We start from the raw sequence: 13,296 nt of genomic DNA on the forward strand, positions 1-13,296 counted from the left end.
GCCCCTACCCGCCCGGCGAGCACGGCCGTGGCCGCAAGCAGAACTCGGACTACAAGGTCCGTCTGCTGGAGAAGCAGCGGCTCCGCGCGCAGTACGACGTGTCCGAGCGCCAGCTCGTCCGCGCCTACGAGCGTGCCGCCAAGACGCAGGGCAAGACCGGTGAGGCCCTGGTCATCGAGCTGGAGCGCCGTCTCGACGCGCTGGTCCTGCGTTCGGGCATCGCCCGCACGATCTACCAGGCCCGCCAGATGGTCGTGCACGGCCACATCGAGGTCAACGGTGGCAAGGTCGACAAGCCGTCCTTCCGCGTCAAGCCCGACGACGTCGTGATGGTCCGCGAGCGCAGCCGCAGCAAGACGCTGTTCGAGGTCTCCCGCGCCGGTGGCTTCGCCCCCGACGGCGAGACCCCGCGCTACCTCCAGGTGAACCTCGGTGCCCTCGCGTTCCGCCTGGACCGCGAGCCGAACCGCAAGGAGATCCCGGTGATCTGCGACGAGCAGCTCGTCGTCGAGTACTACGCCCGCTGATTCGGCGTACACCGCACCACCGGCTTTCGCGCGCTGCGCGCCTGCCTCAGCCCGTCGCTTCGCCGTCCTTCCCGGGCGGCGAGGCGTCGGGTTCTTGCATGTCCGGGAGTGCGGGGAGACCGGGCGGCGCGGGCTGCGAGGGCGGCACGGGCTGTGCAGGCGGCGTGAATGGTGCGGATGGCGCCGATGGAGTGCCGAGCTGCTGCTGCCGGGGCCGTCCCAGCGCCCGGCCCACCGCCGCCCGCCGGTCGAGCCGAGCCCCTGCCCGTACGCATTCCTCGTACCGTTCGTCGCCGAGCAGCTCCCGGGACAGCGCCTCGCACCGCTCGTGCGAGGCGTTGTAGTGGGCCGAGCCGAACAGCGGCAGGCCCACCGACGGCCACATCCGGGACGCGGAGCCCTGGAGCACCGCGGCTTCGGCGGCGTCGCCCTCCGCCACGGTGACCAGCGCGAACAGTTCCATCGCCAGGACCGTGCCGAGCAGATCGTGGAAGACGTGGCCGATGTCCAGGCACTCGACCAGCAGCCGCCGGGCGCCCGGCAGATCACCCTCGGTCCAGGCCGCGTACGCCAGCACGTACAGCGCGTACGCGAGGGACCAGCGCTCCCCGTGGTCGACGCAGATCCGGCGCACCTCCTCGCACCGTCGCACCGCGCCCGGCAGATCGCCCTGGAAGGCCAGGGCCATCGCCAGCTCGACCTGCCCCATCAGGACGTTGCTGTTGAGCTCGCCGATCTCGTCATAGCGGTCGAGCGCCGAACGCAGCAGCGTCTCCGCCCGCGGCAGATCGCCGGTGACCAGGGCCAGACAGCCGGTGCGGTGCTCGGCGTAGGCCAGCGCGGTGGCGTTCCCGGAGTGCTCCGCCCGCTCCCGGCACTCGTCGAGCGCGTCGGACGCCGGCCCGGTGTCGCCCTGGAGGACCGCCACATAACCGAGCACCCACAGCGCCTTCAGTCGTGAGCGCTCGTGCTCGGTGTCCAGGTCCACGCTCCGCTCCAGCCAGTGCCGCCCCTCCGACAGCCGGCCGCAGCCCACCCAGTAGAACCACAGACTCCCCGCGAGGTACTGGCCGAGATGCCCGCCGTCCGGCTCGCTCAGACAGTGCTCAAGAGCGCACCGCAGATTCGGCAGCTCCGCCTCCACCCGCGCGGCCACCTCGTGCTGCCGGGGCGAGAACCAGTCCAGCTCGCCCCAGGTCGCGAGCCCCATGTACCAGTCGCGATGGCGCCGCCGAAGCTGCGCCCCGTCGTCCGTGGCCGCCAGCCAGTCCGCGCCGTACGCCCGCAGGGTGTCCAGCATCCGGTAACGCACCCCCGCCGGGGTCTCCTCGCGGGTGATCACCGACTGGGCCAGCAACTCGCCGAGCACGTCGAGGATGTTGTCGGGGCGCAGCCCGTCGCCCCCGCACACGTACTCCACGGCCTCCAGGTCGAACTGCCCGGCGAACACCGAGAGCCGTGACCACATCAGCCGCTCCGGCGGTGTGCACAGTTCATGGCTCCAGCCGATGGCCGTACGCAGGGTCTGATGGCGCGGCAGCGTGTCCCGGCCACCGCCGGTGAGCAGCCGGAAGCGGTCGTCGAGCCGGGCCAGCAGCTGGGCGGGGGAGAGGGCCCGCAGCCGGCCCGCGGCCAGCTCGACGGCGAGCGGGATCCCGTCGAGCCGCCGGCAGATCTCGTACACGTCCGCGCGGTTGCCGTCGTCCAGTGTGAAACCCGGCCCGCCGGCGGCGGCACGGTCCGCGAACAGCGCGGCGGCCTCCTCCTCGCTCAGCGGTGCCAGCGGGAACACCCGCTCGCCCTCCACCGAGAGCGGCCTGCGCCCCACGGCGAGCACCCGCAGGCCCGCGACCCGCCGCAGCAACTCGCCGACCAAGGACGCGCACGTGTCCACCAGGTGCTCGAACCCGTCGATCACGAGCAGGAGTTGGCGCTCCGCGAGATGGTCGAGCAGGACCTGGCGCGGTGGCCGTGACGTGTGGTCCGTCAGCCCCAGCGCCTCCAGCACCGTGTACTCGACGAGTTCCGGCTCGCGCAGCGCGGCCAGCTCCACGAGCCACACCCCGTCACGCGGCCGGACCCGGGTCGCGGCATGCGCCGCGAGACGTGACTTGCCGACCCCGCCCGGGCCCGTCACCGTCACGAGCCGCGCCGCGTCGAGGACCGGGCCCAGTCGCGTCAGTTCGGCCGCGCGGCCCACGAACGCGTTGAGTTCCAGGGGCAGATTGCCGACCGGGCGAACACTCGCCCCTGTCAGGGAATCCCGCGAACCCGGCGAATCGTATGAATCCTGTGAGTCCTGAGAATCCCGAGAGCGCGGCATGAACAACAGAGCGTACTCAACCATAAGCACTCCGTACAATCGTTCCGCCCGGCTCGGGGGCCCGGTGTGCGGTAATCCGGTACGGAGCGGCGGCCCCGGCGCGATAGGGTCGGAGGACGACTTTTCGATGGTGAGGCACGAATTCAGGGAGCGGGTGCGCAGTGTCCGGTGGAGAGGTGGCCGGGATTCTGGTGGCCGTCTTCTGGGCGATCCTGGTCTCCTTCCTCGCGGTGGCACTCGTGAGGCTGGCCCAGACGCTCAGGGCGACCACCAAACTCGTCGCGGACGTGACCGAACAGACGGTCCCGCTCCTCGCCGACGCCTCCGCCGCCGTGCGCTCAGCGCAGACCCAGATCGAGCGGGTCGACGCCATCGCGTCGGACGTCCAGGAGGTCACGTCGAATGCGTCGGCCCTCTCCACGACCGTCGCCTCGACCTTCGGCGGCCCCCTGGTGAAAGTGGCGGCGTTCGGCTACGGCGTGCGCCGGGCCATGGGCGGCCGCCGCGAGGACGAGCCCGCCAAGCCCACGCGACGCACCGTGATCGTGGGCCGCACCCTCCCGTCGGCGCGACGGGGAAAGCGGAAGAAGGACTGACGCAGCGATGTTCCGCCGTACGTTCTGGTTCACCGCGGGCGCAGCCGCCGGTGTGTGGGCCACCACCAAGGTCAACCGCAAGATCAGGCAGCTGACGCCCGAGAGCCTCGCGGCCCAGGCCGCCAACAGGGCGATCGAGGCGGGCCACCGCATCAAGGACTTCGCACTCGACGTCCGCGACGGAATGGCCCAGCGCGAGGCGGAACTCGACGAGGTCCTCGGACTGAACGCCGATCCCGAACTGCCCCCCGCGCGCCGCGTCGCCGCCCTGGAGAACGGCAGCGACCCGAAGCACGACAAGAACCCGCAGTACAGCAAGAACCCGACGTACGTCGAGAGGTCGACGTACTCGTACAACCGGAATGAGGACCACTGATGGAGTCGGCCGAGATTCGTCGCCGCTGGTTGAGCTTCTTCGAGGAGCGCGGGCACACCGTCGTGCCTTCGGCGTCGCTCATCGCGGACGACCCGACTCTGCTCCTGGTCCCGGCCGGCATGGTGCCCTTCAAGCCGTACTTCCTCGGTGAGGTCAAGCCCCCCTTCGCCCGTGCCACCAGCGTCCAGAAGTGCGTCCGGACGCCGGACATCGAGGAGGTCGGCAAGACCACCCGGCACGGCACGTTCTTCCAGATGTGCGGCAACTTCTCCTTCGGCGACTACTTCAAGGAAGGCGCCATCAAGTACGCCTGGGAGCTGCTCACCAGCCCCCAGGACAAGGGCGGTTACGGCCTGGAGCCGGAGAAGCTCTGGATCACCGTGTACCTGGAGGACGACGAGGCCGAGCGCATCTGGCACGAGGTCGTCGGCGTCCCCAAGGAGCGCATCCAGCGCCTAGGCAAGGCGGACAACTACTGGTCCATGGGCGTCCCGGGCCCCTGTGGTCCCTGTTCCGAGATCAACTACGACCGCGGCCCCGAGTTCGGCGTCGAGGGCGGCCCCGCCGTCAACGACGAGCGGTACGTGGAGATCTGGAACCTCGTCTTCATGCAGTACGAGCGGGGCGAGGGCACCTCGAAGGACGACTTCGAGATCCTCGGCGACCTGCCGAGCCAGAACATCGACACCGGCCTCGGTCTGGAACGCCTCGCCATGGTGCTGCAGGGCGTGCAGAACATGTACGAGATCGACACCTCCATGGCCGTCATCGAGAAGGCCACCGAGCTGACCGGTGTCCAGTACGGCGCCGCCCACGCCTCCGACGTCTCCCTGCGCGTGGTCAGCGACCACATGCGGACGTCCGCCATGCTCATCGGCGACGGCGTGTCCCCCGGCAACGAGGGCCGCGGCTACGTGCTGCGCCGCATCATGCGCCGCGCCATCCGCAACATGCGGCTGCTCGGCGCCACAGGACCGGTCGTCCAGGACCTCATCGACGTCGTCATCGAGATGATGGGCCGGCAGTACCCGGAGCTCGTCACCGACCGCAGGCGCATCGAGACCGTCGCCCTCGCCGAGGAGGCCGCCTTCCTCAAGGCGCTGAAGGGCGGCACCAACATCCTCGACACCGCCGTCACGGAGACCAGGGCCGCCGGCGGCAAGGTCCTCTCCGGCGACAAGGCCTTCCTGCTCCACGACACCTGGGGCTTCCCGATCGACCTCACCCTGGAGATGGCCTCCGAGCAGGGCCTCTCGGTGGACGAGGACGGCTTCCGGCGCCTCATGAAGGAGCAGCGGGAGCGCGCCAAGGCCGACGCCAGGGCCAAGAAGACCGGGCACGCCGACATGGGCGCCTACCGCGAGATCGCCGACGCCGCCGGCGAGACCGACTTCATCGGCTACACGAGCACCGAGGGCGAGTCCACGGTCGTCGGCATCCTCGTCGACGGGGCCTCCTCGCCGGCCGCCACCGAGGGCGACGAGGTCGAGATCGTCCTCGACCGCACCCCGTTCTACGCCGAGGGCGGCGGCCAGATTGGCGACACCGGCCGCATCAGGATCGACACCGGCGCCGTGATCGAGGTCCGGGACTGCCAGAAGCCCGTCCCCGGGGTGTACGTCCACAAGGGCGTCGTCCAGGTCGGCGAGGTGACCGTCGGCGCCAAGGCCCAGGCCGTCATCGACGTGCGCCGCCGCACGGCCATCGCCCGCGCCCACTCGGCCACGCACCTCACCCACCAGGCCCTGCGCGACGCCCTCGGCCCGACGGCCGCCCAGGCCGGTTCCGAGAACCAGCCCGGCCGCTTCCGCTTCGACTTCGGCTCCCCGGCCGCCGTGCCCACGGCCGTGATGACCGACGTCGAGCAGAAGATCAACGAGGTACTCACCCGCGACCTGGACGTCCACGCCGAGATCCTCAGCATCGACGAGGCCAAGAAGCAGGGTGCCATCGCCGAGTTCGGCGAGAAGTACGGCGAGCGCGTCCGTGTCGTCACCATCGGCGACTTCTCCAAGGAGCTGTGCGGCGGCACGCACGTGCACAACACCGCCCAGCTCGGTTTGGTGAAGCTGCTCGGCGAGTCGTCGATCGGTTCGGGCGTACGCCGTATCGAGGCCCTGGTGGGTGTCGACGCCTACAACTTCCTCGCCCGCGAGCACACGGTCGTCGCCCAGCTCCAGGAGCTGATCAAGGGCCGCCCCGAGGAGCTTCCGGAGAAGGTCTCGGCCATGCTCGGCAAGCTGAAGGACGCCGAGAAGGAGATCGAGAAGTTCCGCGCGGAGAAGGTCCTCCAGGCCGCCGCCGGTCTCGCCGGGTCCGCCAAGGACGTACAGGGCGTCGCTCTGGTCGCCGGCCAGGTCCCGGACGGCACGACCGCCGACGACCTGCGCAGGCTGGTCCTCGACGTGCGCGGCCGCATCCAGGGCGGCCGGGCCGTCGTGGTCGCCCTGTTCACCACGGTGAACGGCAAGCCGCTGACGGTCATCGCCACCAACGAGGCCGCACGCGCGCGCGGCCTCAAGGCCGGTGACCTGGTGCGTACGGCCGCCAAGACCCTCGGCGGCGGCGGTGGCGGCAAGCCCGACGTCGCCCAGGGCGGCGGCCAGAACGCGGCCGCCATCGGCGAGGCCGCCGACGCCGTCGAGCGCCTTGTGGCCGAGACCGCCAAGTGAGCGACGGCGAGCGGGTCATGCGTCGCGGCCGCCGTCTCGCCATCGACGTCGGGGACGCCCGGATCGGGGTCGCCTCGTGCGACCCCGACGGGATCCTCGCCACTCCGGTGGAGACCGTGCCGGGGCGTGACGTCCCGGCCGCCCACCGGCGGCTGGGGCAGCTCGTCGAGGAGTACGAACCGATCGAGGTCGTCGTCGGTCTCCCCCGCTCGCTCAAGGGGGGCGAGGGTCCGGCGGCCGTAAAGGTCCGCGCCTTCGCACAGGAGCTCGCACGGAGTATCGCGCCCGTTCCGGTGCGGCTCGTGGACGAGAGGATGACCACAGTGACGGCCAGTCAGGGACTGCGCGCCTCGGGCGTGAAGTCCAAGAAGGGCAGATCGGTCATCGACCAGGTGGCAGCCGTGATCATCCTCCAGCAGGCACTGGAGTCCGAACGGGCGTCAGGTACATCCCCCGGCGAGGGCGTCGAAGTGGTCATCTGATCGCGGTACGGTAACGTTCCGCGCGATGCGGTGGTGTTCGAATAGCCTCCGCACAGGAGAGAGGCGGAAGGCAGCCCAGCCCACCGCGCGACCACCGCCTCGCGGCTCTAGGGGATCGATGACCGAGTATGGCCGGGGCCCAGGCTCCGAACCGTGGCATCCCGAGGACCCGTTGTACGGGGACGGCGGATGGGCAGGACAGGAGCCCAACGCGGCCCCGTCCCCCTACGGCGGCCAGCCGCAGCACCACCCGGAGCAGCCGCAGCAGCCGCAGTACGGCGACTGGGGCGCGGGCCAGCAGGCCGGCTACGACCAGGGGCAGCAGCAGTACCCCCAGGGACAGCAGCAGCAGCCGTTCGTGCAGGGGCAGCAGCAGTACGGCGGTCACTCTCCGCAGCAGTACAACGGTCAGGGCGGGCAGGAGTACCCCCACCAGGGCGGTCAGCAGTACGACCAGGGTGGCCAGCAGTACGACCAGAACGGTCAGCCGTACACCCAGAACCAGCAGCAGTACGACCAGAACGGTCAGCCGTACCAAGGTGGTGGCTGGGACACGGGCGGGCAGTACCAGCCGCAGCAGCAGGTCCCCTACAACGGTGATCCGAACGACCCCTACGGCGGTCAGCCCGCGGCGTACGGCGGTCAGCAGCCCGACCACTACGGGACCCCGGACGCGTACCCGCCGCCGGAGCCCCCGAGCCGCCGCCGCGCCGAGCCGGAACCTCAGCGGAGCGACTGGGACCCGGGTCCGGACCAGGGCGAGCACGCGTTCTTCTCGGGCGCCGATGACGAAGACGCCAACGACGCCGACGATGACGACACCGACGATCCGCAGGGCCGGCGGCGTGGCAAAGGCGGCAAAGGAAGCAAAGGCAACGACAAAGGCGGAAAGAAACGCCGGAGCGGCTGCGCATGCCTGGTCGTGGCGCTCGTCTTCACCTCGGTGATCGGCGGAGTCGGCTATTTCGGCTACCAGTTCTACCAAAGCCGTTTCGGCTCGGCCCCCGACTATGCGGGCGACGGTACGGGTGAGCAGGTGACCGTCGTGATTCCCAAGGGTGCCTTCGGATCGGTGATCGGCCAAAAACTGAAGGCGGCCGGTGTCGTCAAGAGCGTGGACGCCTTTGTGGCGGCCCAGTCGAAGAACTCGGACGGGGACAAGATCCAGCCCGGTTCCTATCTGCTGAAGAAGCAGATGTCCGCCGAAAGCGCCGTCTCGCTGATGCTCGACCCCAAGAGCCAGAACAGTCTGGTCGTCAGGGAGGGGCAGCGCAACGCCACCGTGTACGAGGCGATCGACAAGCAGCTGGATCTCGCCAAGGGCACCACCGCGAAGGTCGCCAAGAGCAAGTACAAGAGTCTCGGACTTCCGGACTGGGCGAACGACGACAGCGACATCAAGGACCCGCTGGAAGGATTCCTCTACCCGGCGACCTATCCCGCGGACAAGGACATGAAGCCCGAGGCCGTCCTGAAGGACATGGTGTCGCAGGCCAAGAAGGAGTACGCCAAGTACGACCTGGAGGCGAAGGCCGAGGAGCTCGGCCTGGAGAGCCCGCTGCAGGTCGTCACGGTGGCGAGCCTCGTCCAGGCCGAGGGCATCACGCACGACGACTTCAAGAAGATGGCATCGGTCGTCTACAACCGCCTGAAGCCGACGAACGACGTCACCAACCAGAAGCTTGAGTTCGACTCGACGTACAACTACCTCAAGGGTCAGAGCAAGATCGATATCTCGGTCGCCGAGATCCGCAACTACGACGACCCGTACAACACGTACTTCTACAAGGGCCTGCCGCCCGGACCGATCGGGAATCCCGGCGAGGAGGCGCTGCAGGCGACGCTGAAGCCGGACGGCGGCGCGTGGATCTTCTTCATCTCCGTCGACGGCAAGAAGACGGACTTCACCAAGACCTTGGCCGAGCACGAGAAGTTGGTTAAGAAATTCAATGAGCGGCGCAGCGAGGGCTGACGGGGACCGGCGGCGCCGAGCCGCCGTTCTCGGTTCCCCGATCGGCCATTCCCTTTCCCCGGTGCTGCATCGCGCCGCGTACGAGGAAATGGGCCTCGACGACTGGTCGTACGACCGTTTCGAGATCGACGAGGCGGCACTTCCCGAATTCGTCGGGAAACTCGGTCCCGAATGGGCCGGGCTCTCGCTGACGATGCCGCTGAAACGGGCGGTCATTCCGCTGCTCGACACCATCAGTGACACCGCGGCCTCCGTCGAGGCCGTGAACACGGTGGTGTTCACGCAGGACGGACGCCGCGCCGGCGACAACACCGACATCCCCGGGATCGTCGCCGCCCTGCGCGAGCGGGGCATCGAACAGGTGGAGTCCGCGGCGATTCTCGGCGCGGGCGCCACCGCCTCCTCCGCGCTGGCCGCCCTCGCCCGCGTCTGCACCGGCGAGGTCGTCGCGTACGTCCGCAGTGAGGAGCGCGCCGCCGAGATGCGGCAGTGGGGCGAGCGGCTCGGCATCGAGGTGCGTACGGCCCACTGGTCGGACGCCGAGCGGGCGTTGCGCGCCCCGCTGGTGATCGCCACCACCCCGGCGGGCGCCACCGACGCACTCGCCGCGGCCGTCCCCGAGCGGCCCGCCACCCTCTTCGACGTCCTGTACGACCCGTGGCCGACCGACCTCGCGGCCCGCTGGTCCGCCTACGGAGGCGCCGTCGTCAGCGGGCTCGATCTGCTGGTGCACCAGGCGGTCCTCCAGGTCGAGCAGATGACGGGTCTGGCCCCGGTCCCGGTCGGCGTCATGCGGGCCGCGGGAGAGAAGTCCCTCGCGGCCCGGTAAGCCCGGTAAGCCCGGTAGCGAGGACCGCGCTCGCGTACCACCAGGCGGTGCAAACAGGGCGGCCCGTCCCCGTGTCGGCACGGTACGCACAGGGCCGCGGCGCCGACCACCCGGGCTCGTACGCCCCAGGGGCCCGGCAGGACGACACGCCGACGTGACAGAGTCGGTCCGCCTGATGGACCTGCGGCCGGGCGGAAGGCCCGGGCGTGGGAGGATCGGAGACGGCGGGCCAGGGCCGCGCACCCGGTCGCGCCGTCGCCGTACGCGAGGACGCGCGTACGCAAGGACCGTACGCAGTACCAGGGCGCGAGCATGAGGAGCACCGTTGAGCAGGTTGCGCTGGCTGACCGCCGGGGAGTCCCACGGTCCCGCACTTGTGGCGACGCTGGAGGGTCTTCCCGCCGGCGTGCCGATCACCACGGAGATGGTGGCGGATCACCTGGCCCGGCGGCGGCTGGGCTATGGACGCGGTGCGCGGATGAAGTTCGAGCAGGACGAGGTCACCTTCCTGGGCGGTGTACGCCACGGCCTCACCCTCGGTTCGCCGGTCGCGGTGATGGTCGGCAACACCGAGTGGCCCAAGTGGGAACAGGTGATGGCGGCCGACCCGGTCGACCCGCAGATCCTCGGTGAGCTGGCGCGCAACGCCCCGCTGACCCGGCCGCGGCCCGGCCACGCCGACCTCGCCGGTATGCAGAAGTACGGGTTCGACGAGGCGCGGCCGATCCTGGAGCGGGCTTCCGCCCGGGAGACGGCGGCGCGGGTGGCGCTGGGCGCGGTGGCCCGTTCGTACCTGAAGGAGACCGCCGGCATCGAGGTGGTCTCGCACGTGGTGGAGCTGGCGGCGGCGAAGGCCCCCTACGGCGTGTACCCGACCCCCTCCGACGTCGAGAAGCTGGACGCGGACCCGGTGCGCTGCCTGGACGCGGACGCGTCGAAGGCGATGGTCGCGGAGATCGACCAGGCCCACAAGGACGGCGACACGCTCGGCGGCGTCGTCGAGGTGCTGGCGTACGGGGTGCCCGTGGGACTGGGTTCGCACGTGCACTGGGACCGGCGCCTCGACGCCCGCCTCGCGGCGGCGCTGATGGGCATCCAGGCGATCAAGGGCGTGGAGGTCGGGGACGGCTTCGGCCTCGCGCGGGTGCCGGGTTCCCAGGCGCACGACGAGATCGTCCAGACCGATGAGGGCATCCGGCGGACCTCGGGCCGCTCCGGCGGTACCGAGGGCGGTCTGACCACGGGTGAGCTGCTGCGCGTGCGGGCGGCGATGAAGCCCATCGCCACGGTGCCGCGGGCGCTGGCGACCATCGACGTGGTGACCGGCGAGGCGACCAAGGCGCACCACCAGCGCTCGGACGTGTGCGCGGTGCCGGCGGCGGGGATCGTCGCCGAGGCGATGGTCGCGCTGGTCCTGGCGGACGCGGTGGCGGAGAAGTTCGGCGGCGACAGCGTGCCGGAGACCCGGCGCAACGTGCGCTCCTACCTCGATCACCTGGTCGTGCGGTGACCGGCGTCAGGGCCGTCCTGGTCGGCCCGATGGGGGTCGGCAAGTCCACGGTCGGCATGCTGCTGGCGGAGCGGCTCGGCTGCCGTTTCCGGGACACCGACGAGGACATCGTGGCCGAGCAGGGACGCACCGTCGCGGACATCTTCGTGGACGAGGGCGAACCGGCCTTCCGCGCCGTCGAGAAGCAGGCCGTGCGCCGCGCGCTCGCGGAACACGACGGTGTCCTCGCGCTGGGCGGCGGCTCCATCCTCGACGCGGACACCCGGGCGCTGCTCGCCGGGCAGCCCGTCGTGTACCTCTCCATGGACGTCGAGGAGGCCGTGCAGCGCACCGGTCTGAACGCGGCCCGGCCGCTGCTCGCGGTCAACCCGCGCCGGCAGTGGCGTGAGCTGATGGACGCCCGCCGTCACCTGTACGGCGAGGTCGCGAACGCCGTGGTGGCCACCGACGGCCGTACCCCCGAAGAGGTCACCCGAGCGGTCCTCGACGCACTGGAGTTGAAGGAAGCATGAGCGAGGCAGTGACGCGCATCCACGTCGGCGGCACGGCGGGCAGCGAGCCGTACGAGGTCCTGGTCGGCCGTCAACTGCTCGGCGAGCTGGGCGCGTTGGTCGGGGAGAGGGCCAAGCGGGTCGCGGTGATCCACCCCGAGGCGCTCGCCGAGACCGGTGAGGCGCTCCGCGGCGACCTGGCCGAGCAGGGCTTCGAGGCCGTCGCCATCCAGGTGCCCAACGCGGAGGAGGCCAAGACCGCCGAGGTCGCCGCGTACTGCTGGAAGGCGCTCGGACAGTCCGGCTTCACCCGCACCGACGTGATCATCGGCGTCGGCGGCGGGTCGACCACCGACCTGGCCGGGTTCGTCGCGGCGACCTGGCTGCGCGGGGTGCGCTGGATCGCCGTCCCCACCACCGTCCTTGCCATGGTGGACGCGGCGGTCGGCGGCAAGACCGGCATCAACACCGCCGAGGGCAAGAACCTCGTCGGCGCGTTCCACCCGCCCGCCGGCGTGCTCTGCGACCTCGCCGCGCTCGACTCGCTGCCGGTCCACGACTTCGTCTCGGGGCTCGCCGAGATCATCAAGGCCGGTTTCATCGCCGACCCGGAGATCCTCGAACTCATCGAGGCCGACCCGCAGGGCGCCCGTACGCCCGCCGGACCGCACACCGCCGAGCTCATCGAGCGCTCCATCAAGGTCAAGGCCGAGGTCGTCTCGTCCGACCTGAAGGAGGCCGGGCTGCGGGAGATCCTCAACTACGGGCACACCCTCGCCCACGCCATCGAGAAGAACGAACGCTACGAGTGGCGGCACGGCGCGGCGGTCGCGGTCGGTATGCACTTCGCGGCGGAACTGGGGCGGCTCGCGGGGCGCCTCGACGACGTGACCGCCGACCGGCACCGCACGATCCTGGAGTCGGTCGGACTGCCGCTGAGCTACCGCTACGACCAGTGGCCCAAGCTCCTGGAGAACATGAAGGTCGACAAGAAGTCCCGCGGCAACCTGCTCCGCTTCATCGTCCTGGACGGACTGGCCAAACCGACCGTCCTGGAGGGCCCCGACCCGGCGGTGCTCCTCGCCGCCTACGGAGAAGTGGGCGAATAGCCCCCGCGGGCGACACTTGGGTCGATTTGCCTTGTGCGGAGGGGCACTTCGGGCCGCTCCCGGCCGTTCACCAAACGGCGGCCGGGGACGGTACCGTTCGGTAGGACAGCGGGGTAGGTGCCTCGCTTCCAGCGCCCATCGACTGCCGCGAGTGAGCTGAAGGGGCGCGTCGGTGTCGGGAGGGCGAGCGCGCGGAGGCCCGAAGGGCCGAGCACGGCCGGGCTCTCGACACCCACTGAGGCGCCCCGGAAGCGAGTGAGTCAAAAGACACGAGACGGAGTGGCACCGGATGCAGCACGCAGCGGGGTCTCCGGTGCCGCCACCCCATCAGCCGGGGCACGGACCGGCCGCCGGCTGGTCGGGCGCCGCACCCCATCCGGGACCGCACCACCCGGGCCCACATGTGGGC

Annotated in this window: 12 protein-coding genes; 11 read left to right on the forward strand and 1 reads right to left on the reverse strand. The window is 70.6% G+C overall.

What is annotated here, in order from left to right; translation table 11 throughout:
• A partial coding sequence (rpsD, locus tag AOK01_RS00190) for a 30S ribosomal protein S4 (RefSeq protein WP_055507031.1) occupies positions 1–527 on the forward strand: 527 nt, incomplete at its 5' end.
• A gap of 46 nt (positions 528–573) precedes the next feature.
• Here the strand turns inward: rpsD and AOK01_RS00195 are convergent.
• Complete coding sequence (locus AOK01_RS00195; protein WP_079103058.1) at positions 574–2,850, reverse strand: ATP-binding protein; 2,277 nt, start codon at positions 2,848–2,850, stop codon at positions 574–576.
• 161 nt (positions 2,851–3,011) lie between these two features.
• Between AOK01_RS00195 and AOK01_RS00200 the strand changes: the two genes are divergently transcribed.
• The 10 genes from AOK01_RS00200 to AOK01_RS44555 all read left to right on the forward strand — a co-directional run.
• Positions 3,012–3,446 carry a DUF948 domain-containing protein gene (locus AOK01_RS00200; protein WP_055507033.1) on the forward strand — a complete coding sequence of 145 codons (435 nt, stop codon included), beginning with the start codon at positions 3,012–3,014 and terminating at the stop codon, positions 3,444–3,446.
• A 7-nt stretch (positions 3,447–3,453) separates the two neighbouring features.
• Entirely contained in the window at positions 3,454–3,822 is a 369-nt protein-coding gene (locus AOK01_RS00205; RefSeq protein WP_055507035.1) for a DUF6167 family protein, read from the forward strand.
• Positions 3,822–6,494: an alanine--tRNA ligase gene (gene alaS, locus AOK01_RS00210; protein WP_055507037.1), complete on the forward strand. Its 2,673-nt coding sequence runs from the start codon at positions 3,822–3,824 to the stop codon at positions 6,492–6,494. Before AOK01_RS00205 ends, alaS begins: the two co-directional genes overlap by 1 nt.
• Positions 6,495–6,511: 17 nt before the next feature.
• Positions 6,512–6,976, forward strand: a complete 465-nt coding sequence (gene ruvX, locus AOK01_RS00215; protein WP_055507050.1) for a Holliday junction resolvase RuvX — start codon at positions 6,512–6,514, stop codon at positions 6,974–6,976.
• Between the two features lie 118 nt (positions 6,977–7,094).
• A complete protein-coding gene (gene mltG / locus AOK01_RS00220) occupies positions 7,095–8,948 on the forward strand; it encodes an endolytic transglycosylase MltG (RefSeq protein WP_055507039.1) in 1,854 nt (617 codons plus the stop codon).
• A complete protein-coding gene (locus tag AOK01_RS00225; protein ID WP_055507041.1) occupies positions 8,926–9,777 on the forward strand; it encodes a shikimate dehydrogenase in 852 nt (283 codons plus the stop codon). Before mltG ends, AOK01_RS00225 begins: the two co-directional genes overlap by 23 nt.
• Positions 9,778–10,102: 325 nt before the next feature.
• A complete protein-coding gene (gene aroC / locus AOK01_RS00230) occupies positions 10,103–11,287 on the forward strand; it encodes a chorismate synthase (RefSeq protein WP_055507043.1) in 1,185 nt (394 codons plus the stop codon).
• A gap of 29 nt (positions 11,288–11,316) precedes the next feature.
• On the forward strand, positions 11,317–11,799 hold the full coding sequence (locus AOK01_RS00235; protein WP_055507052.1) for a shikimate kinase: 483 nt from the start codon (positions 11,317–11,319) through the stop codon (positions 11,797–11,799).
• Positions 11,796–12,887 carry a 3-dehydroquinate synthase gene (aroB, locus tag AOK01_RS00240; protein ID WP_055507045.1) on the forward strand — a complete coding sequence of 364 codons (1,092 nt, stop codon included), beginning with the start codon at positions 11,796–11,798 and terminating at the stop codon, positions 12,885–12,887. Before AOK01_RS00235 ends, aroB begins: the two co-directional genes overlap by 4 nt.
• Positions 12,888–13,176: 289 nt before the next feature.
• Positions 13,177–13,296: Pro-rich N-terminal domain-containing protein (locus tag AOK01_RS44555; protein ID WP_245701995.1), on the forward strand; the 120-nt coding region annotated here is incomplete at its 3' end.

It is taken from the genome of Streptomyces aurantiacus (assembly GCF_001418335.1).
GTDB lineage: Bacteria > Actinomycetota > Actinomycetes > Streptomycetales > Streptomycetaceae > Streptomyces > Streptomyces aurantiacus.

What these genes read in the sequence shown, in the direction of transcription:
- AOK01_RS00195 (WP_079103058.1), bottom strand. Translation starts at nt 2,850, where the DNA reads ATGCCGCGCTCTCGGGATTCTCAGGACTCACAGGATTCATACGATTCG.
- AOK01_RS00205 (WP_055507035.1), top strand. Translation starts at nt 3,454, where the DNA reads ATGTTCCGCCGTACGTTCTGGTTCACCGCGGGCGCAGCCGCCGGTGTG.
- alaS (WP_055507037.1), top strand. Translation starts at nt 3,822, where the DNA reads ATGGAGTCGGCCGAGATTCGTCGCCGCTGGTTGAGCTTCTTCGAGGAG.
- ruvX (WP_055507050.1), top strand. Translation starts at nt 6,512, where the DNA reads ATGCGTCGCGGCCGCCGTCTCGCCATCGACGTCGGGGACGCCCGGATC.
- mltG (WP_055507039.1), top strand. Translation starts at nt 7,095, where the DNA reads ATGACCGAGTATGGCCGGGGCCCAGGCTCCGAACCGTGGCATCCCGAG.
- AOK01_RS00225 (WP_055507041.1), top strand. Translation starts at nt 8,926, where the DNA reads ATGAGCGGCGCAGCGAGGGCTGACGGGGACCGGCGGCGCCGAGCCGCC.
- AOK01_RS00235 (WP_055507052.1), top strand. Translation starts at nt 11,317, where the DNA reads ATGGGGGTCGGCAAGTCCACGGTCGGCATGCTGCTGGCGGAGCGGCTC.
- aroB (WP_055507045.1), top strand. Translation starts at nt 11,796, where the DNA reads ATGAGCGAGGCAGTGACGCGCATCCACGTCGGCGGCACGGCGGGCAGC.